The 20,565-nt window shown below is 71.5% G+C and carries 15 protein-coding genes, 1 pseudogene and 1 riboswitch; of the genes and pseudogenes, 10 read left to right on the forward strand and 6 right to left on the reverse strand.

The genetic code is table 11. The annotated features are described in order from the left end of the window. The first annotated feature begins 195 nt into the window (after positions 1 to 195). A complete protein-coding gene (locus tag ACSMXX_RS11455; protein ID WP_473183933.1) occupies positions 196 to 1,896 on the forward strand; it encodes a M23 family metallopeptidase in 1,701 nt (566 codons plus the stop codon). Positions 1,897 to 2,011: 115 nt separating this feature from the next. On the opposite strand, the gene pcrA is transcribed toward ACSMXX_RS11455, so the two are convergent. Then, on the reverse strand, positions 2,012 to 4,660 hold the full coding sequence (pcrA, locus tag ACSMXX_RS11460; RefSeq protein WP_473183934.1) for a DNA helicase PcrA: 2,649 nt from the start codon (positions 4,658 to 4,660) through the stop codon (positions 2,012 to 2,014). A gap of 220 nt (positions 4,661 to 4,880) precedes the next feature. Next, a riboswitch (cyclic di-AMP (ydaO/yuaA leader) is annotated at positions 4,881 to 5,061 on the forward strand. 8 nt (positions 5,062 to 5,069) lie between these two features. On the opposite strand from pcrA, the gene ACSMXX_RS11465 reads away from it, so the two are divergent. Continuing rightward, positions 5,070 to 6,152 (forward strand): C40 family peptidase, encoded by a 1,083-nt coding sequence (locus ACSMXX_RS11465; protein ID WP_473183935.1) that lies wholly within the window; start codon positions 5,070 to 5,072, stop codon positions 6,150 to 6,152. Between the two features lie 31 nt (positions 6,153 to 6,183). Here ACSMXX_RS11465 and ACSMXX_RS11470 read toward each other — a convergent pair whose 3' ends face one another. After that, positions 6,184 to 6,537 (reverse strand): hypothetical protein, encoded by a 354-nt coding sequence (locus ACSMXX_RS11470; protein WP_473183936.1) that lies wholly within the window; start codon positions 6,535 to 6,537, stop codon positions 6,184 to 6,186. A gap of 72 nt (positions 6,538 to 6,609) precedes the next feature. After that, positions 6,610 to 7,808, reverse strand: a pseudogene (locus ACSMXX_RS11475) (cytochrome P450 family protein). 306 nt (positions 7,809 to 8,114) lie between these two features. Here ACSMXX_RS11475 and ACSMXX_RS11480 point away from each other — a divergent pair. Both ACSMXX_RS11480 and ACSMXX_RS11485 read left to right on the forward strand, forming a co-directional pair. Next, a complete protein-coding gene (locus tag ACSMXX_RS11480; protein ID WP_473184742.1) occupies positions 8,115 to 9,389 on the forward strand; it encodes a hypothetical protein in 1,275 nt (424 codons plus the stop codon). Positions 9,390 to 9,624: 235 nt separating this feature from the next. Then, on the forward strand, positions 9,625 to 10,170 hold the full coding sequence (locus tag ACSMXX_RS11485) for a DoxX family membrane protein (protein ID WP_473183937.1): 546 nt from the start codon (positions 9,625 to 9,627) through the stop codon (positions 10,168 to 10,170). Positions 10,171 to 10,261: 91 nt separating this feature from the next. Here ACSMXX_RS11485 and ACSMXX_RS11490 read toward each other — a convergent pair whose 3' ends face one another. Together ACSMXX_RS11490 and ACSMXX_RS11495 are read right to left on the reverse strand one after the other, a co-directional pair. Beyond that, positions 10,262 to 10,603, reverse strand: coding sequence for a hypothetical protein (locus ACSMXX_RS11490; protein WP_473183938.1), 342 nt, complete (start codon positions 10,601 to 10,603; stop codon positions 10,262 to 10,264). Next, positions 10,600 to 12,294, reverse strand: coding sequence for a PspC domain-containing protein (locus ACSMXX_RS11495; RefSeq protein ID WP_473183939.1), 1,695 nt, complete (start codon positions 12,292 to 12,294; stop codon positions 10,600 to 10,602). Before ACSMXX_RS11495 ends, ACSMXX_RS11490 begins: the two co-directional genes overlap by 4 nt. Positions 12,295 to 12,491: 197 nt before the next feature. Here ACSMXX_RS11495 and ACSMXX_RS11500 point away from each other — a divergent pair, with 197 nt between their 5' ends. From ACSMXX_RS11500 to ACSMXX_RS11510, 3 genes are all read left to right on the forward strand, one after another. Further along, positions 12,492 to 13,940 (forward strand): PspC domain-containing protein, encoded by a 1,449-nt coding sequence (locus ACSMXX_RS11500; protein ID WP_473183940.1) that lies wholly within the window; start codon positions 12,492 to 12,494, stop codon positions 13,938 to 13,940. After that, the gene (locus ACSMXX_RS11505) at positions 13,937 to 14,647 is read left to right on the forward strand and encodes a LuxR C-terminal-related transcriptional regulator (RefSeq protein WP_473183941.1); all 711 of its coding nucleotides are present in this window, start codon (positions 13,937 to 13,939) and stop codon (positions 14,645 to 14,647) included. Before ACSMXX_RS11500 ends, ACSMXX_RS11505 begins: the two co-directional genes overlap by 4 nt. 263 nt (positions 14,648 to 14,910) lie before the next feature. Further along, on the forward strand, positions 14,911 to 15,762 hold the full coding sequence (locus ACSMXX_RS11510) for a hypothetical protein (protein WP_473183942.1): 852 nt from the start codon (positions 14,911 to 14,913) through the stop codon (positions 15,760 to 15,762). Positions 15,763 to 15,887: 125 nt separating this feature from the next. Here the strand turns inward: ACSMXX_RS11510 and ACSMXX_RS11515 are convergent, their stop codons facing one another. After that, positions 15,888 to 18,011 (reverse strand): LamG-like jellyroll fold domain-containing protein, encoded by a 2,124-nt coding sequence (locus tag ACSMXX_RS11515; RefSeq protein ID WP_473183943.1) that lies wholly within the window; start codon positions 18,009 to 18,011, stop codon positions 15,888 to 15,890. Positions 18,012 to 18,210: 199 nt separating this feature from the next. Here ACSMXX_RS11515 and ACSMXX_RS11520 point away from each other — a divergent pair, with 199 nt between their 5' ends. From ACSMXX_RS11520 to ACSMXX_RS11530, 3 genes are all read left to right on the forward strand, one after another. Next, entirely contained in the window at positions 18,211 to 18,870 is a 660-nt protein-coding gene (locus ACSMXX_RS11520; RefSeq protein WP_473183944.1) for a GOLPH3/VPS74 family protein, read from the forward strand. 265 nt (positions 18,871 to 19,135) lie between these two features. Beyond that, a complete protein-coding gene (locus ACSMXX_RS11525) occupies positions 19,136 to 19,753 on the forward strand; it encodes a hypothetical protein (RefSeq protein WP_473183945.1) in 618 nt (205 codons plus the stop codon). A 309-nt stretch (positions 19,754 to 20,062) separates the two neighbouring features. After that, the gene (locus tag ACSMXX_RS11530; RefSeq protein WP_473184743.1) at positions 20,063 to 20,530 is read left to right on the forward strand and encodes a DinB family protein; all 468 of its coding nucleotides are present in this window, start codon (positions 20,063 to 20,065) and stop codon (positions 20,528 to 20,530) included. Positions 20,531 to 20,565: the final 35 nt, after the last annotated feature.

Consider the following 20,565-nt stretch of genomic DNA (forward strand, 5'->3'; position numbering starts at 1 on the left):
TCCCACCGAGCCCGGAAGTTCGTCGAACACGCATCGAACGCCAGGCCAAATACGGGTTCGTAGAGCCCCGAAAGGCGACCGAATGCCCGTTTCTCCGGGCCCTAAAACCTGTTGAAGATTGTCGTCCTCACGTACCGCCGGGTACAGTCGCCGCACTGCTCCGCCCCTGCTGTCGAGGCGAAAGAGAAGTTGGTGGTGAACGAAGGTCACCCGTCGGGGAACTCATTCCCGGCCGATACCTCTCACGGCTTCTCGTACGCGGCCTCCGGTGCCGGACAGTACGAGCACTCGGCGCACGGCATCTACGCACAGCAGGGCCACGGCCAACAGGCCGCGTACGACGGCTACTCCACGGGCTCCTTCGACAACCACGGATTCGCCTACGACTCCTACGACCAGGACCCGCTCTTCGGTTCGATGCCCGGCACGGACGCGGCCACCGACGGCGGCGCCTGGACGAGCGGCACCTACGACGCCTACTCCGGCCACGGCACGTACGAAACCGGTTACACCGGGGGCGCTTACGACAGCGGCACCTACGCGACCGGCAGCTACGACACCGGCGTGTACGACGCGGACGCCGCCTGGTCGAACGCCGGATTCCCGCAGACCGCCGACGTCGCCGCCCAAACCGGCCCGGCGCACGCCGACTTCGGCTGGGACAACAGCGGCCAGTGGGACGCCTCCCAGTGGGAGAACGGGCAGTGGGAGACAGGGGGCCAGTGGGACTCCCAGGACGCCAACGGCACCTGGAACGCCTACGGTTACGACCAGCCTGCCGCCCAGGGCCACGAAGGTGCCACGGCGGACTCCTTCGAGAACCACGAGGCGTACGAAGCGTACGAGTCCTTCGACAGCTACGATCCCGGAGTCGCTGAGGGCTACGCCGCCCTTGACCAGCAACTCTCGTACGACGAAGCAGCGTTCGCGCAGGACGGCGCGCCGGACGCCACAGCAGCCCTCCCGGCCTTCGACACGTACGACGGATTCGACGGATTCAACGGATACAGCACGTACGACGGCTACAACGGGTACGAGGCCTACGGCGCCGACTCCCCCGCGCACTTCGACGAATCCGCTGGGCATTTCGACGACGTCGGCCCCGACGCCCCGGCCGGCCCGGGTGTCTCCCACGTCCGCCCGGAGCGGGACCTCACGGTCGCGAACCTCCCCGGCCGGCGCCGCTCTCCCAGACCCAGGCGTTCCGCGCTGCTCACAGTCGCGGTTCCGTCCGTCGCCGTGATGGGTGTGGCCGCAGCGGCGGCGGCGTCCGTCACGACCAGCGCCCCGCAGGACGACACGACGACGCAGGCCTCCGCCGACGCCCCCGTCAAGCCGGCCAACAAGAAGCTCGACACCCAGCTCGCCGGACTCTCCGCCGACGCCGACGACTTCGCCGACCGGGCCAGCCGTACGCAGGAACGCCTCGACCTGCAGGCCCGCCAGGAGGCGGAGCGCAAACGCAAGGCGAAGGAGGCCGCCCGCAAGGAGGCGCTGCGCCCCAAGTTCGCGCTCCCCGTCAAGGAGCACGGTCTCAGCGCCACTTACGGGCAGGCGGGTCTCAACTGGATGTCCGTCCACTCGGGGATCGACTTCCCCGTCAGCGAGGGCACCCCCGTGATGGCGGCCACCGACGGCACCGTCACCACCAAGTACGACGTGTCCTTCGGCAACATGGCCGTGGTGACCGCGCCCGACGGCACGGAGACCTGGTACTGCCACCTGAGCAGCACCAAGATCCGCTCCGGTCAGGTCAAGGCCGGCGACACCATCGGCTACTCCGGCACCTCGGGCAACTCCACGGGCCCGCACCTGCACTTCGAGGTGCATCCGGGCGGCGGCGACGCGATCGACCCGCTCCCCTGGCTGCGTGGCAAGGGCCTGGAGCCGAACTAGGGCCTGTCGTTCGGGCGCGGAAGCCCTCGGACGCAGCAGCCCCGACCGGCAGCCATCCGCTGCCGCGGGTCTGACGGCACGCCACCGGTTGTACCGACCGCGCCTCCCGCCGCAACTACAGCTTCTGCACCGGCGCGTACCGCAGCAGGAGCCGCTTGGGCTTCTCCCCGCCGAAGTCGATCGTCGCCTCCGAACTGTCGCCGCTGCCCTTCACCGCGACGACCGTGCCGAGCCCGAAGCTGTCGTGCGTGACCCTGTCCCCGGCCGACAGCGAGACGACGGGACGGTCCGACGTACGCCGGGTCGCGAAGCCGCTCGGCCCGCCACGCCGCTGCGCGCCGCCCCCGACGCCCGCTGCCGCGCCCCCCGGAGCCGCGAACGCCCCGAGGCCCGAACCGATACCGCCGCCGCCGGAGCCGCCTCCGGCGGCCGCTCCCCTGCGTTTCCAGTCCACGTAGTGGTCCGGGATCTCCTCCAGAAAGCGGGACGGCGGGTTGTAGGAGGGCTGCCCCCATACGCTCCGCAGCACCGAGCGCGTCAGATACAGCCGCTTGCGCGCACGCGTGATGCCCACGTACGCGAGCCGCCGCTCCTCCTCCAGCTCCTTGGTCTGGCCGAGGGCGCGCATGTGCGGGAACACGCCGTCCTCCATGCCCGTGAGGAAGACCACGGGGAACTCGAGGCCCTTGGCCGTGTGCAGCGTCATCAGCGTGATGACGCCGCTCTCCTCTCCCGCCGACTCCGCCGCGTCAGCGGCATCATCGGGCGCTGCCGGGATCTGGTCGGAGTCCGCGACGAGGGCGACCTGCTCCAGGAAGTCGGCGAGCGTGCCCGGCTCGTCCTCGCCTCGCTCCTGCTCGAACTCCAGGGCCACGGCGGCCAGTTCCTGCAGGTTCTCGACGCGGGTCTCGTCCTGCGGGTCGGTCGAGGACTGAAGCTCCGCGAGATATCCGGTCTGCTCCAGCACCGCCTCCAGCACGGTCGCCGGCCCGGCACCCGACTCGACGATCGTGCGCAGCTCCTCCATGAGCACGTTGAAGCGCCGCACCGCGTTGGCCGAGCGGGCGGCCATCCCGTACGCCTCGTCGACCCGGGCAAGCGCCTGCGGGAAGCTGATCTTCTCGCGCAGCGCGAGCGCTTCGATCATCGCCTCGGCCCGGTCGCCGATGCCGCGCTTGGGCACGTTGAGGATGCGGCGCAGCGGCACCGTGTCCTCCGGATTGGCCAGCACCCGCAGATAGGCCAGTACGTCACGCACTTCGCGGCGCTCGTAGAAGCGGACGCCGCCGACGACCTTGTACGGAAGTCCGACGCGGATGAAGACCTCTTCGAAGACACGGGACTGGGCGTTGGTGCGGTAGAAGACCGCGACGTCGCCGGCCTTGGCCTCGCCCTCGTCGGTGAGCCGGTCGATCTCGTCGGCGACGAACTGCGCCTCGTCGTGCTCGGTGTCCGAGACATAGCCGGTGATGCGCGCGCCGGCACCGGACTCCGTCCACAGGTTCTTCGGGCGGCGGTTCTCGTTCCGCTCGATGACGGCGTTGGCGGCGCTCAGGATCGTCTGCGTGGAGCGGTAGTTCTGTTCGAGGAGGATCGTCGTGGCGTCCGGATAGTCCTCCTCGAATTGGAGGATGTTGCGGATGGTGGCGCCGCGGAAGGCGTAGATGGACTGGTCGGCGTCGCCTACGACACACAGCTCGGCGCGCTCCGGCGCGGGCCTGCCGCGCTCATCCGCGTCACCGCGCTCCTCCGCTTCGCCGCCTTCCTCCGCTTCGCCGCCTTCCTCCGGCTCGTGGCCCTGCCCGGCGCCCGGCGCCTCGCCGGTGCCGACGAGCTCGCGAACCAGCAGGTACTGGGCGTGGTTGGTGTCCTGGTACTCGTCGACGAGGACGTGCCGGAAGCGGCGCCGGTAGTGCTCGGCGACATCCGGGAACGCCTGGAGGAGATGGACGGTCGTCATGATGATGTCGTCGAAGTCCAGGGCGTTGGCCTCACGCAGCCGCGCCTGGTACATCGTGTACGCCTCGGCGAGAGTTTTCTCATAGTTGTCCGAGGCCTGCCCCGCGAAGTCCTCCTCGTCGATCAGCTCGTTCTTCAGGTTGGAGATCTTCGCGCTGAACGCCTTCGGCGGATACCGCTTCGGGTCCAGGTCGAGGTCCCGGCAGACCAACGCCATCAGCCGCTTCGAGTCTGCCGCGTCGTAGATCGAGAAGGACGAGGTGAAGCCGAGCTTCTTGCTCTCGCGGCGCAGGATGCGTACGCACGCGCTGTGGAAGGTGGACACCCACATCGACTGCGCCCGCGGCCCGATCAGCTCCTCCACGCGCTCCCGCATCTCGCCCGCCGCCTTGTTGGTGAAGGTGATGGCGAGGATCTGCGCGGGGTGCACACGGCGTGCGGCGAGGAGATGGGCGATGCGGTGAGTGAGCACGCGGGTCTTGCCCGAGCCGGCACCCGCGACGATCAGCAGGGGCGAACCGGTGTGCACGACGGCCGCGCGCTGCGCCTCGTTCATCTCCTCCAGCAGCGCCGCCGCGTCGACGACCGTACGAGGCGAGCCGCCCCTGTGGTACGAGGACGAGCCGCCGCCCGACGCGCCCCCGGCGGCCCCGCCGCGGGCGCCGCCGGAGCCGTCGTCAGGCGTGCGGCCCGGCCCATCCTGGGGCCCCTCGGGGCCACTTGGGCCGCCGTGTCCGGAGGAGTCGTCCTGCGCGCGCACGGGTGCGAGGTGGGCGAGAAAGCTGTCGTCGAAGAGGCTGCTCATCGTCGGAGAAGTCTAGATTGCCGCGCCGACACGCGCGCCGACACCCACGGCGACACCAGGCGGCCAACTCCGCCTGGGATAACGAACAGATATCGGACGTATCACCTAACGGCCTTCACAGACGCCCCACATCTCGCTACCGTGCCGTGCCAGGCGGTCCGCACCAATCGTCGGCGAAAGCGTCGGCACGGGCCGCCTCCGCCTAATCCGGCGGCCAGCCGGCGGTCATCCGCCGGGAGCCGCCGCCGGAGCCGGGGACCCACCGCGTACGCGCGACACGGCGTACGCACCCGGGGTGAATCGGGAAGTCGCACCGCAGAAGCACCGCGCACGACCCGTAGGGCAGCCTTCCGACAGCCCGAACCCGTCAGCTAACCCGGTAGGCGGTTCACGGAAGGAGTCGCCGGCCTTGGCGTCCCATCGCAAGCCGCGCACCCGGATACTGAAGTCCGCCTCGACAAAGCGCGGAGTCCTCGGCGTCACCACCGCCGCGCTCGCCTCCGTCTCGCTGCTCTCCCAGAGCGCGCAGGCCGCACCGGACGACGGCAAGCCGTCGATCTCCGAGGTCAAGAAGAAGGTCGACAAGCTGTACCAGCAGGCCGAGGTCTCGACCCAGAAGTACAACGAGGCCGAGGAGAAGACGGACGCCCAGCGCAAGAAGGCGGACAGATCCCTCGACGAGGCCGCCGAACGGACCGCGAAGCTCAACGACGCACGCCGCGAGCTCGGCAACTACGCGACCGCGCAGTACCGCACCGGCGGCATGTCGGAGACCGCGACCCTCCTGCTCACCGAGGACCCGCAGCAGTTCTTCGAGCAGTCGCACATGCTGGACCGGATGACCGGCCGTCAGAAGGAAGCCGTCACCGACTTCGAGAAGCAGCAGAAGGCGGCGCAGAGCAAGCGCGAGAGCGCCACCGAGGAACTGGCCTCACTCGAGGCCTCGCAGAAGGCGCTGAAGAAGAACAAGCGGGAAGTGCAGGACAAGCTCGCCGAGGCGCGCAAGATGCTCTCGAAGCTGACGGCCGAGGAGAAGGCCCGCCTGGCGGCGATCGAGAAGAAGAAGCAGGAAGAAGCCCGCAAGGCGGCCGAACGCGCCGAAGAGGCGCGCGACGACGCCGGGAAGGGCGGCGGCTCGCAGACGGCCCAGGCGGAGAAGGTCCTCGGCTACGCGAAGCAGCAGCTGGGCAAGCCCTACGTCTGGGGCGCGACCGGTCCGAGCTCCTTCGACTGCTCAGGTCTCACCCAGGGTGCCTGGAAGGCCGCCGGCATCTCCCTGCCCCGTACGACGTGGGACCAGGTCAAGGTCGGCACGAAGGTCGCCAAGTCGGAGATGAAGCCGGGCGATCTGATCTTCTTCTTCGACGACATCAGCCACGTCGGCATCTACGCCGGCAACGGGCAGATGATCCACGCGCCGAAGCCGGGCGCCGAGGTGCGGTACGAATCCGCCGGCAACATGCCCTTCCACTCGGCAGTACGCCCCGGCTGACCCCGCGGCCGCCCGGCGTTCGTCCCCTCCGTCACGTCCACAGGACGGCGACGAAGATGTTCGCTGTCGTCAGCGCGCCGACCGTGCCGAAGAGGGACGAGGGCACCTTCTCCTCGTCCCTCTTCACATACACGAGCCCGAGAATCACCACGAGCAGCGCCAGCTTCACGCCGATCTTGATGTTGTTCACCGGGCTGTCGTCGGCCTGGTTGAGGCCGACGAGGACCATCCCCGTCAGCAGCATGGTGAACGCGCCGTGCAGCATGCCGGGCACGAAGCGGGCCTCTTCCGCGCGCATCGCCTTCATCTGGAAGAAGAAGCCGCCCAGCAGGGCCGCGATACCGATGATGTGGAGGCCGACGAAGACATGTATGAGTACGTCCATGGCCAGGGAGCGTAGCGACGGGACCGCCCGCGTCACGGGGCGGGGCGCGGCCCACCGGGCCCGGGTGGCGCCTCACCAGCGCACCGGCAGCTCCTTCACACCCCGCATCAGCATCCCCGTCAGCCACCGCAGCGAGGACTCGTCCGCGTCCGCCGCGATGTCCGGGCACCGCTCCAGCAGCGTCTGGATCGCGATCCGTCCCTCCAGGCGGGCCAGCGGCGCGCCCAGGCAGTAGTGCAGGCCGTGGCCGAAGGCGATGTGGCCGCGGGCGTCGCGCCCGATGTCGAAGCGGTGCGGGTCCTCGAAGCGCTCCTGGTCGCGGTCGGCGTCGGCCATGGCGATCAGGACCGTCGAGCCGGCGGGCACGGTCACCCCGTCCAGGTCCACGTCCTCCAGGGCGAGGCGCTGGGTACACGTCTCGACGGGGCCGTCGTAGCGGAGCATCTCCTCGACGGCGCCCTCCAGCAGCCCGAAGTCCGCGCGGAGTCGGGCGAGTTGGTCCGGGTGCGCGAAGAGGGCCCGCATTCCGTTGCCAATGAGGTTGACCGTGGTCTCGTGGCCGGCGACGAGCAACAGCACGCACATGCCGATGAGTTCGTCGCCGGTGAGCCGGTCGCCACCGTCGTCGACCTCCTGGATCATCGCGCTGAGCAGGTCGTCGCCAGGGGTTTCCCGCTTCGTCCCGATCAGCGCGGCGAGATAGGCCGGCATCTCCTCGTACGCGCGGGCCTCCTCCTCCGCGCTGGTGGGCGCGACCACCGCGTTGGACCAGCCACGGAAGGTCTGGCGGTCGAGTTCGGGTACGCCGAGCAGTTCGCAGATGACCGTCATCGGCAGCGGGAAGGCGAAGGAGGCGATCAAGTCCGCACGCCGCTCCTCCTTCTCCAGCATCGCGTCGAGCAGTTCGTCGGTGATCTGCTGGACGCGCGGTCCGAGCGCGGCGATCCGGCGCGGCGTGAACGACCCCGCAACCAGGCGCCGCAGCCGGTGTGGTCCGGCGGGTCCGTCGTCAGCATGTGGCCGATCGCCGGCAGGCCGGGGTTGAGGATCTGCCCGATGCCCCCGTGGTTCTGCCAGTCCCGGCTGAGCCGGGGGTCGGTGAAGGCCCTGCGGCACATCTCGTGCCCGACCACGATCCACAGCTCTCTCCCGTCGGGCACGCGTACGTGGTGCGCGGGTGCCTCGGCGCGGAGTGCGGCGTAGACGGGGTAGGGATCGCGTACGAAGTCCGGGCTGAACTCGGTCAGTTCGACGATGCCGTCGGCCGCCATGTGTCCCCTCGGCTGTTGGGTTCCGTGCACGCTAACCGCCCGACTCCGGCTCAAGAACAGCAATTTCGGACAACCGTCCACGCCTCGCCCGTCTCTCCGAGGCGTTCGGAGTACGGCCCGTCCACCGCCCGTCCCCCGCCTCACACAGCCGGGTGACGAAGGCGGCCCTGCCGTTCGCCGCCCCCTTCCGGTAGGGCACAATTGCGCCTTTCACGCACGGTGTTTGAAAGGCGGGGTTGCACAGTGGCCGTGGACACGGCACGGGACGGCACGAGCGGAGGCGGCGAACGCGACGAGACCGTCCCGCTGCAGAAGTCCGCCCCCGCGGGCACCCCTTCGGGCGCCCACTCCGCCTCCTGCACATGCGGCGACTGTCCGCACGGCGCACGCGAGGGCCACCGGCAGGCGCGGGACGACTTCCGCCGCCGGCGCGACGAACTCGCCGCCGGCAAGGGGCTTCCCGCCGCCCTCGCGCACTCGGCCGGGGCCTCGCGCCAGTGGGTCTCCGACGAGTTGACGCGGGCGGCCCGTACGGTCGCCGAACGGGCCCGCGACGAGGGAGCGATGCGGCTGGCGGCCCTGTGGCGGCACACCGTGATCGCCGTCTGGGGCGCCGTCGGGGTGCTGCTCGTGGGGCAGTTGCTCTCCGCACTTGCCGTGGGCTGGACGGCCGGACGCACCGCCTCCCTGATCGCAGCCGTCATCGCGGCGGGCGCCGTCTCGCTCGCCGCGTATCTGCACCGGGCGCGCGGCGGCGCGCTCGCCCCGCTCATCGGCGAGGACAACCGGCTCTCCACCTCACGCACGGTGGCCGCGGCCTGGGTGCTCCTCGCCGTGTACGACATCCTCGTCCTCGCTTTCGAACTGGCGGGCCGCTCCGGCCAGTCGGAGCGCCGCGAGCTCATCGAAGGCCTGGAGATCTCCCGGGGTGCGGAGCTGCTGACCGTGCTCGCGCTGAGCTGTGCCATAGCGGTCTTCGTGCGCCGCACCGTCACGGTGCGGGTGCAGCACCAGCGTCTGCAGAAGGTGCGTGCCGAACGGCCCCGGGCCGCCGACCTGCTCACCGACGACGCCGGCCGCGGCTCCTTCTGCGACGTTCAGTACGTGCTGGTCAGCGGCGTCGCCGTCGTCTTCGCCTGCGTCCGCCTGGCACGGCAGCCCGACCAGCTGCCCGACCTTCCCTGGAGCCTGGCGCTGCTGGTCGTGGTCTCCGCGGCGACGTACCTCGCGGGCAAGTACGCCGAGGGCGGCCGCCCCGTGGTGCTGTCGGTCGTACGGGCCCGCGAGATCGGCGACCTGCACGCACCGATCCGTACGGGCGACGACATCGAGATCCGCGGCGCGGGCTTCGTGCCGCCGGGCGCGGGCGAACCGGACCGGCTCTCCCGGATGGTCGTCCGTGTCGGGGCGGTGCACGTGCCGGTCCCGCTGATCCCCGCCGGAGACGGCTTCTCCAACCCGGCGGACGCGACGCTCACCGTGCCGGTGCCCGTCGAGGTCGAACCGGGCCGGGTCGAGGTCCAGGTCGTCACCGCCGCGGGCGTCGAGACCAACCGCTATCCCATCGACGTCGCCGACTGACGGCCGCTGACGCCGGGAGGGCGTGACGGGGACGGGGCGGGGACGGGCGACCCGGCCTGTTTGACCCTTCTGTCACGAATGTGCCCTCACCGGCGACGTGTTCGTCCGCGGATGGCGACTGAGATCGTTCAGAGAGGGTGTACGTGCGGCCACGGCCGCGTACCGTAGCGACTCGACTCCAGCCCAAGCCGAACGTGCATGCGGCAGAGGCGGCAACTACGGAAGGGGACGTGTCATGTCTCTGGCGGATCAGACCAGGGCGGTCGGCAGCGATGCGCCGGTCAGCGGCCCCCCGGGCAGCATGCGGGCCAGAGCGTCCAAGTACGCGTTGCTCCCGCTCCGGCTCTTCCTCGGTGCCACGTTCATCTACGCGGGCCTGGACAAGCTTCTCCTGAACAAGGAGTTCCTCTCCGGCAAGGGCAGCGAATCGCTCGCCACGTTGCTGGAGTCGTCACGCGACGCGGCGGCGATCCCGGCGATGATCGACCTCGCGCAGAACGACCCCAAGGCCTTCGGCATCGCCATAGCCGCAGGTGAAATCGCCGCGGGGCTGGGCGCGTTGGTGGGTTTGTGGACGCGGCTCGCCGCCATCGGGGGCATGCTGATCTCGTTGAGCCTGTGGCTGACGGTCAGCTGGCAGAGCGACCCGTACTACTACGGCAACGACCTGCCGTACATGATGGCCTGGGTGCCGCTGGTCTTCGCGGGCGCGTCGGTGCTCTCGCTCGACATGGCCTTCTCGCGCCGGCGCCGCCGAAAAGGCAGGCACATCTTCGGCTGAGCGGCGCGTGCTGAGCGCTGAACGCCGAACGCTGAGCGGTATACGGGTTGAGGCGGGGCCCGGCCGGGGTCTCCCCCGGCCGGGCCCCGCCTCAGTCCGTTCCCGTACCGGTTCCGGTTCCCGTTCCCGTATCCGTCCCGGTTCCATCGCCGCTGCCCCAGCCCGACCTCTCGTAGCCGCCGCGCAGTTCGTCCATCGGCATCCCGCCCAGTGGGCGCGGCGTCCGAGCCCGCCGCCGTCGCAGAAAGCGCCGCGCCGCGTAGACCGCGCCCGCGGTGAACGCCGCCGTCAGGAGCGACGCGGGCACCAGTACCAGCAGCACCCACACCGGGACCCGCCACTCCCCGAGCGCGTGCATCACATACGTCAGCGCCGCGCCGACCAGGAGCAGGCCCAGCAGCAGCCGGGCCGGTTCGAAACGGTGCCTGTTCACGGCAGGTCCTCGCTCGACTCGTCGCGGGGCACGGTGTTCACGGGCAGATGGTCGGTCCGCTCGCCGGAAGGGAGAAGCCGCACGATCTCCAGCTGCCCGACCGTCACGTCGACCGACAGTTCCAGCGTTCCCCCCTTCTTACGGGTGCCGGACGGCGGCAGCGTCAGCCGCTCGTGTCTGTCGACGCCGCCGATGCTCTCCACGACGAAGTCGTCCCCCGCGCGTCCTGTCCGTCCGGGCATCCGGATCTCGCCCGCGCCCACGTCCGCTTCGAGTTCGACGCGGGTGCCGCTCGGCACGACCACCTTCAGCTGGCCCGCTCCGAGCCGCGCCGCCGTACGTACGGTCTCGCGGTCTCCGGCGGACCGCAGGCCGCTCAGGTCGAGTTCGGCGGCGCCGCCGTCGAGTTCGTACGTACGGGAGACGTCCGAGGCGGTGGCCGGAGCCCATGTGACCTCACGCCAGTCCGTGCCGATGCTCTTCGGGATCACGGCGGCGCCCGCCAGCATGAGGGCGGTGACGACCGTCAGGAAGACGGTGCCGAAGCCGACCCGGCCGACGAAGGCGCTGACGGCGAACCCGATCCCGTAGACCGCGAGCGCGCAGGCCAGACCCACCGTGAGGCTGGTGCCCAGAGGCCGCGAATCCCAGCCGGGAGCGGCACCCGCGACCGCCGCGACCATGGCCGGCATCGCGACGAAGACGCCGAACGACCGCTCGCGTCGCCCGCCCCCGCGTGCGACGGCGCCGCCCGGCCACCGGGAGCGCCCGCCCGGCGGGCCCAGCGCGTCCGCGGGAGTCTCCGCGTCAGCCGGTCCCCACAGATATCCCGTGCCGGGTGGAGCGCCGGTGCCGTCCTTCGTCAGGGGTTCGCGCCACCACGACGGCATGTCCGGTACGGGTGGAGCCTGCGCCTCGGGGGGCGCGTCGGCGACCGCGTGCGCCGTGGTCGGATCCACGGGAGCTCCGACGGCCTCGGCGGCCTCCGCCTCTCTGCGGTGCAGCGACCAGTACGCGGCACCCGCGACCGCGGCGACGAGGAGCAGCGAGAAGGGTGTGCTGCTGCTGCCGAGCGAGGCGAGGAAGAGCCCGCAGCCGACGAGGGCGACGAGGATGGCGGAGAGCGTCGTGCCCTCGACCCGCCCCGAAAGCAGCCAGCGCGCTTCGTTCTGCCGCTCGCCCTCGGCGGGGATCAGCAGCCAGGCGGCGCCGTAGAAGACGAGGCCGAGCCCGCCGAGGAGGGACAGCACGACGAGCGGCACCCGGAAGATGACGGGGTCGAGGTCGAAATAGCGGCCAAGGCCCGAGCACACGCCGGCGACGGTCTTGGGGCTGCGGCTCCGCGTGAGCCGGCCGGCAGGCAGCGCACCGCCGTCGGACCCGCCCTCCGATCCGTCGTCGAACCCGTCACCGGACGCGCCCTCCGGCCCGCCGTCCGGCCCGTCGCCGGTCCCGCCGTCGTGGGCGCCGTCGCCTCTGCCGTCACCGCCCCCGTCCGCACCCGCATCGGGGCCCGTATCAGGGCCCGCATCAGGGCCGCCGCCTGCACCGGAGCCGCGCTCGCCTCCGGGTGCCGGACCCTGCGGCGCGGAGTGCTCCGGCGAGGAGTGCTCCGGCGAGGACTGCGACGTGTCCCGCCGGTCCTGCTGCGAAGACTGCGGCGACGGTGCCTGCTCGTCGTCCTCGGTCATGCGCCCATGGTGTCCCGCGCTCCCCGCGCGGCACATCGGGGCCCGTCCCTTAGAGGACCCTGATTCCGCCGCCGCTCAGGGGCCCTTTCTCCCGGGTGCCCCCTGCCCCTGACGGCGCCGCGGCCCGGCCCACGTACGGGATGGGATCAGGGACCACCCTGATGCCACACGCCGTACGAACGTGTGACGATCGGTGCATGACCCCCGCCTCGTCGACCGCTTCCGGCCCCGGGGCCGCGCACGCGGCCGGCGGCGGCCTGGGGGTCCCCCCGGACGAGGCCGCCTCGCGGCCCCCGCTGCGCAAGCTCTACCGCAGCGCCGAGGGCCGCATGCTCGGCGGCGTCGCGCGGGGTCTGGCAGGGCACTTGGGGCTGCCGGTCTCCTGGGTCCGCGTCGTCTTCATCGCGCTCACGGTGACGGACGGTCTGGGCGTGCTGCTCTACGCGGCGTTCTGGTTCGTCGTTCCCCTCGGTACGGGCGGCGTGGGCACCGGCTCCGGCCCGGGTTCCAAGCCCGTCACCGGCGACGTCACCGGCGGAGCCGGCGGTACCGGACGGGAGGCCCCGGCCGCGGAGTCCCCCCGGCGCCGCCGGCGCGAGAGCGGCAAGGCGGGCCGGTCCCGCCTGCGCGTTCGCAAGCCCGACAAGGGCCAGCTCTTCGCCGTACTGGCGCTGCTCGTCGGCGCGGCAGTGATCGCCGACAACCTGCAGTTCGGGCGGATCAACACCTATCTGTGGCCGGTGCTGCTGATCGGTCTCGGCGTCGTCCTGGTCTGGCGTCAGGCCGACGACGCCCGGCGCGCGCACTGGGCCGAAGTCACCCGGCGCCGCCGCCTCGTGCCGATCGCCCGCAGCGCGGCCGGTGTGGTGCTGGTGGCGGTGGGCGTGAGTGGAATCGTCCTCGTGCAGGGCTCGGCCAGCGACTTCGGCCCTGTACTGCAGGCCGCGCTCGCCGTCCTCGTCGGTGTCGCGCTGCTCGCCGGCCCGTACCTCGTACGGATGATGCAGGATCTGTCCGAGGAGCGGCTGATGCGCATCCGCGCACAGGAGCGGGCCGAGGTCGCCGCGCACGTCCACGACTCGGTCCTGCACACCCTCACCCTGATCCAGCGCAGCGCCGACGATCCCCGCGAAGTGTCCCGCCTCGCCCGCGCCCAGGAGCGCGAGCTGCGCAACTGGCTGTACAAGCCGCACGGGAACGGCAAGGAGGAGGAGCAGGGACCGCGGACCCTGTCGGAGGCCGTCAAGGCCACGGCGGCCGAGGTCGAGGACCACCACGGCGTACCGATCGAGGTCGTCTGCGTCGGCGACTGCCCGCTCGACGAAGGGCTGGAAGCACAGATCCAGGCCGCACGCGAGGCGATGGTGAACGCCGCCAAGTACGGTGGCGGGGGCACCACCCACGCCGGAGGGCATGGGGGAGGGGCGGTGCAGGTGTTCGCAGAGGTGGAGGGCCGCACGGTTTTCGTCTCCGTACGCGACCGGGGCCCGGGATTCGACCCGGAAGCGGTGCCCGAGGACCGGATGGGCGTGCGCGAGTCCGTCATCGGCCGCATGCGGCGCCACGGGGGCACGGCCCGGGTGCGCTCGGCGCCCGGCGAGGGGACAGAGGTGGAGCTCGAAATGGAGAGGGCGGCCCAGTCGTGACGGACGAGACACCAGGCACCGCAGGAGCCACGGACGCGGGCGGGTCCCGCCGGGTCAGGGTGGTCCTCGTCGACGACCACCGGATGTTCCGCGCGGGCGTCCAGGCGGAGATCGGGCGTACGGACGAGACGGGCGTCGACGTCGTCGGCGAGGCCGGAGACGTGGAACAGGCCGTCTCCGTCATCACCGCCACCCGCCCCGACGTCGTACTGCTGGACGTCCATCTCCCCGGCGGGGGCGGCGTCGAAGTCCTGCGCCGCAGCGCCTCGATGATGGGCGCCGCGGACTCGCCCGTCCGCTTCCTCGCCCTGTCGGTGTCCGACGCGGCAGAGGACGTCATCGGTGTCATCCGCGGCGGTGCCCGCGGCTATGTCACCAAGACCATCACCGGGGCCGACCTCGTCGGCGCCGTCTTCCGCGTCTCCGACGGCGACGCGGTCTTCTCACCGCGCCTCGCGGGCTTCGTGCTGGACGCCTTCGCCTCCACCGACGCCCCGCCGGTCGACGAGGACCTCGACCGCCTCACTCAGCGCGAACGCGAGGTGCTGCGCCTGATCGCCCGCGGCTACGCGTACAAGGAAGTGGCCAAGCAGCTCTTCATCTCCGTGAAGACGGTCGAATCCCACGTCTCGGCCGTCCTGCGCAAGCTCCAGCTCTCCAACCGTCACGAGCTCACGCGCTGGGCCGCGGCCCGCCGGCTGGTCTGACCCGGAGGCCAGATCGTCGGGCAGCAGCCGGAACGCCTCGCGCAGCACACACCGCGACGCCGACGGGGCGGATGTACCGCACACAGGCCTCTGGTTCGCCTGCGGGCGAACGTCACGATGACGGAAGATAGCCGTGTGGCCCGCTCATTTGTCGTGTAGAAGCGGCGGGCTCGTAAGCGGCCGAGGCCGAACCGGGAGGATTCCGGGCCACCTGGTGAGCTGGGCTCTTGGTGGCTGCGGGCACGTGCGCAGAGGTGTTCGCTATGACTGAGCCACCGCAGGACCGTTACGGCAGTCCTCGGTACGGAGGGCAGCGGCCTCCCCCGCCACCCGTGCCGCGGCAGCCGCCGCCACAGCAGATTCAGCCGCAGCGGCCGCAGCAGCCACGGCAGCCGCCTCCGCAGCCGCCGACCGCCGGGTTCGGGTACTGGGATTCGGCTTCGCAACCGCCGCCGAAGCCGCCGCCGCTGCCCCCGCAGCAGCCGCCGCAGCCCTCCTGGGAGACGGTGCCGCCGCCCTGGGAGACGATGCCGACCCAGCCCCCTTACGGATATGAGCACCTGTACGAGCAGCCGTACGGGGAGGAGCCGCCGGGCGCCTACGGCTTCGCGCCCGCGGGGCCGCAGCGGGCCGCCCGTTCGAAGACGAAGCTCTTCGTTCTGCTCGCCGGCACCGTCCTCGCGATACTGCTCGCGGCGGGCGGCGTGTACTACATGTCCGAAGGGCAGGGCGGAGGCGGCGGTGCCACCGGCGCCGGATCGCAGGAAGGCGGCGCCCCACCGGAGGCCGGCTCGGGGAAGGGCGGCGGCGCCGGACAGAAGGGCTTCGAGGGCACGTGGGAGTCCGGCCGTAAGGAGCTGACGATAGGCGAGAAGGTCCGCTCGGGTGAGGACGCGGGGAAGAACCCCGTCTCGTACGCCGACCCGCGCGGCGAAGGCGTCTGCTTCGGCATCGGCGACGAGCGGAGGTCGGGCTCGGTCCTCCGCATCGCGCTCAAGTGCGAGGACGGGCGCGACAAGAGATACATCGCGGGCAACTCCACCCGCACGGACGACGAACTCACCGTCAAGTGGGACCAGGGCGACAGCGAAACGCTCACCTGGGAAGGCGAGTAGCGGGCGGGAGAGCCTCCACGGAGCGCCCGTCCGGTCCAGCCGCCCCGGATCGAGCCCCTGGATGGAGCCCCGGATCGAACTGCCGGATCGAGCCCCCGGCCAGAGGGCCCGGACCAGTCGTACGGTCAGGCGCCGCCGCCCGCGAGGGTGCGCGCCTCGCGTCCGGAGAGCGCCCTGCCGAAGGCCCGCACGTCGTCGACGGTCCCCCTCAGCCCTTGCGACGGGCCGCCGGCCAGCAGCGCGCGGCCGACCGCGAAGACACCGTCCGCCGGCCAGTCGGCGTCGTGCTCCGACCGGTCCTCGAGCCTGCCGTCGACGTACAGACGGATCTCCTTCTCCGCGTCGTCGTAGACCCCGGTCAGATGTGTCCAGATGCCCGCCCGCGGACGGGACTCGGAGAGTGCGGCGTCGGTCCCGGTGTCCTGGGCGTCCTCGTCGCGGACGCCCATCGACCAGCTGTCCTCCTCCGCGTCGTACTGCAGCGCGAAGCCGCTGACCTGGTTGCCGTCCTGGCTGACCACGGTCTGGGTGCCGCCCTTGTCCTGCAGCTTCACGCGGGCGGAGACGGAGAAGCTGCGCTCCGTGTCGAGCACGACGCCCTGGGAGCGGACCTCCTGCGTTCCGTTGAAGACCAGAGCACCGTCCACCAGGCTCGGCAACGGGTCGCCGAAGAGCGTCCCGATGATGCCGTTGGCGGAGGTGTCCGACGCCTTCGCGCCGTCGAGCCCGTCGAAGAGCCACTCCAGCGCGGCGTCGGCAGGGATGCCGTCCCTGCTCGGCGCGCCCGTGCCGCCCGGGCGGCCGTCACCGCCGTCGGGCGGCCGCGCGGTCTCCGTCGCGGTGACCGTCGAGGTGGCGGTGGCCGTGGCCGTCGTCGGGGAGGATCCGGGAGGCGGTGCCGGGGCCTGTGACGCACCCTGCGCGGGCGGGCTCTCGCTGCTCTGTGGCGAACCGGGGCGGAAGGCTCCGGTGTAGGCGACGGCGACGGCGAGGGAGCACAGGGCGACCACTGCCGCGCTCTGCACCACGCGCTTGGTCTGGTGCCGTCTCTTCCCGTCCCCGGGACGGAGGCCGTCGCTGGGACGGAGGCCGTTCCCGGAAGGGAGGCCGTTCCCGGGAGGGAGGCCGTTCCCGGGAGGGAGGCCGTTCCCGGGAGGGAGGCCGTTCCCGGGAGGGAGGCCGTCGCCGCCGGCGCCGCGCGTACCCAGTAATCCGGCCAGGAGGCCGGCCGGGGACCTGCCGGTCCGCAGCCGGTCCGCGCCGCGGAGGAGCAACCCCCGCAGCCTGCTGGTCAGTTGACCCTCGTACGAGCGTTCCCCACGGCCGCGGCCCGCGGACGCGCCAGCAACGGCTCCGGCTCCGAGTCCTGCGCCGAGTCCGGCTCCCTCGCCCGCTCCGCTTCCGTGCCGGGCCCCGTCCCCCTCCGTACCGCGGGCGGCCCCGGCTCCGCCGGCCGCCGAGGGGAAGCCGGCCGCCGCGTACTCGGGGCCGCCCCACGGCAGCAGCGCCTCCGCCAGCAGCGCCCCGCAGTGCACGTGCATCAGCCCGAGGTCGTCGACCGCCTGCGAGCAGTGCGCGCACCGCTCCAGATGCGGCAGCAGGTCCGCGGCCGTCTCGATCGACTTCTGGTCCGCGTAGGCGAGCACCGTGCGGTGGAGGCGACGGCATTCGTCGTCCCGGATCTCTTCCTCGTGCAGGCGCACATAGGCGTTGTAGAACTCCCTGCGCGCACGTCTGTTGAGCACCGACACCTCGTCGGTGCCGCCGCCGAGGAGCTGGTCGATCCGCGCGACGCCGTCGAACTCGACCGCGTAGTGCCACAGCACCGTCTGGCTGTGGTCCGCGAGCGATCCGAAGGCCCGCGCGGCCATGGACGTACACGGGAAGTCGTCCGCCGAGGAATCGCCCCGGCCTTCCGAGACGTAGCTCTGGATCCAGGCGACCAGCTCTTCGTGCAGGTCGCCGCGTCTGGCCGTGCCGGCCCAGTCGGCCGTCGTCCGCAGCACCGAGCACAGCGCGTGCGGGCGCACGGCACCCACGCGCACGCCCTCCCGGAACGTCGTCGCCCGGCGCCAGGCGTTGGCGGCCAGCTCATCGGCCGCCTCTTCGCTGACGGTGCACACCGCCGCGAAGGCCCTCACGGCATGGAAGTGCCGTCGCTCCAGCTCACGGAGCGCATCGCGGGATGCCTCGCCCTCCTCCCGCACCAGCGGGAGAAGTTCCGCGTCCGACAGTCGCGCACATTCCATCCGTTCGCTCAGTCCCCAGACTCGACGGCGTCTCGATCACGAGACGAATGCTCAGAGTGCATGGCCGATGACAGTACGAGGATACGACGTACGGGAGGCCGAATCGGCTCCATCGCAGTGGCACTTGGGCCAGGGGGAACCGCCGCACCGGCTTTGGGTGTCTACTCGAAGAAGTCGACGAGGACACGAGGAGCTGCGCATGGCCGTCACCTTGAGTGAAGAGATCATGCTCCTGTCGCTGGATGACGAATCCGGCGAGGCGAAGGGGCGGTCGGCGGGCTGGGCTGTCGCAGGCGGCACCCTGCTGGAACTCGCAATGGCGGGACGGGTCTCGGTGGCCGGCGGACGGATGAAGGTCAGCGACCCGACGCCGACCGACGTGGCCATGCTGAACGAGCCCTTGGAGCGGATCGTCGAGTGGACGAAGCCCAAGGGCACTCGCAGGGTCTCCGACTGGCTGGCCAAGGACAATGCCAAGGCCGTGCAGCGGGCCGTGGACAGCCTCTGCGACCGCGGCCTGGTCGTCGAGGAGCGGCGGCGGACGCTGGGCCTCTTCCCGGTACGGCGTTACCCGGAGGCGGACGGCTCGGTGGAACGAGAGGTGAGGGACCGGTTGGCGTCCGTGGTCCTGGACGGGTCCGAGCCGGACGACCGCACCTCCGGACTGATCGCCTTGCTGCACGGGGCAGGGCTGCACCGGCAGGCCTTCCCCGATCTGCCCCGTAAGACGGTCGAACCGCGCATGGCGGAGATCGCGGAGGGACAGTGGGCGGGCGAAAGCGTTCAAGCGGCGATCCGCAGCATGCAGGCAGCGGTCGCGTCAGCGACGGCGCTCACCGCTGCCACCATCGTGACCTGAACCGGACCGAGCCCAGGCCTCGTTCCGCCACTGCGAGGTGGCTTCGCCGAGCGCGCCACGCCGTTCCCCCTGCCGGATCGCGGCACCTCCGGCCACGGCGGCGAACACGAGCCGCGCTGAAGGGCTCGGACGAAAAGCGCACTCCGCCGAGGTGTACTGCGACGGTCGAGCCTGTCCCTCGCGCTCGCGCGGAGTTCTTTCGCTTCCGTGACGGCGGTCGCAGGCATATCCCTGAGCCCCCCGCGGCACCCCTACCATCACGACCATGCCCGCGTCCCCGTGGAAACCTCTGACCCGCGACATCGCGCTCGTCGTCGTCGCCCCCCTCGTGCTGGCCGGTTTCGGCCTCGGGCACCCGGGCGGGCTCCGGCCGCACAACGCGCAGCACTGGGCCGAGCTGCACATCTGGCTGCTGCCCGTCTGGCCGCTGCTGGCGCTGGGGGTGGTCGTGCCGCTGTGGGGCCGTCCGCGGCGGGACGTGGCGGGCGCGGCCACCGTCGTCGCATGGATCGGAGCCTTCGGCTACGCGGTCTACTACACCGGGCTCGACGCCGTCGCCGGCATCGCGGCGGGAATCGCCGAGGAACACGGCGGCGAGCAGCGGCGCACGGTCGTCAACCCGCTCTTCCACACCGGAGACGCGCTCGGGCAGGCGGGAGTGTGGTGCCTGGGCGCCGCCGTCGTCGCGGCGTCGGTCGCGCTGTGCCTCCGGTACGGGGCGCGCGTGCTGCCGGGCACGGCGGTGCTGCTGGTGTGCTGCTGGTCCTTCCTCGACAGCCACATCTTCCACCCGCGCGGAGTGGTGACGATGCTGGGCTTCGCGCTGGGCTTCGCGCTGTTCGCCGTGGCAGCGGCACGGCCGCCGAAGGAGCGCGGTGTCTGAGGTGACTTACCGGCCCGGGAGAATGAACTCCCGGTCCGCTTTCACGCCCGTCTGACGACGGCCGGACCATGTGTGCGCGGACGGCTTCGGCCTCGGCGGTCCCTGCCACAGCGGCGTCTCCTTCCGTACGGAACAGCTCGACGTCAGGGCAAGACCGGCCGCGGCACCGGAGCTCATCGTGGACGCCCCCTGTGGGCGCCCGTGCCGCAACGCGCGCCCGGGCTCGAACGGGCGTGCAAGGCTGGGCCCAAGACCAGGACCACACCGGACGGCCGCCCCGTCCCCGCGCCGCACGCCGACGAACGCACCATGCTGGAGGGCTGGTTGGACTTCCACCGCGCCACGCTCACCCTCAAGTGCGCGGATCTGGACGACAGTCACGTGCGGGAGCGGTCCGTTGAACCGTCCTCGATGACCCTGCTAGGGCTGGTCCAGCACCTGGCGGAAGTCGAACGCAACTGGTTCCAGCGGATCTTCGCCGGACAGGACGTCCCGCGGCTGTACGACCAGGGGCCGGACGGATTCGCGCTCTCCCCCGAGCACGGCATGGACGAGGCGATGGCCGCCTGGCACCGCGAGGTCGAGCGCGGCCGCGAACTGACCGCCGAGGCGTCCCTCGACGACTCCGGCACCCTCCCGGAGGAGAACGCCGCTGTGCTGGGCGACGACAGCGTGTCGCTGCGCTGGATCCTCGTCCACCTCATCGAGGAGTACGCGCGGCACAACGGCCACGCCGATCTGCTCCGCGAACGCATCGACGGGACCTCCGGCGCCTGAGGCGTTGCCGGGTGCCCGGGCGCCCGGGCACCCGG

The sequence above is a fragment of the Streptomyces sp. DSM 116795 genome (assembly GCF_055792905.1).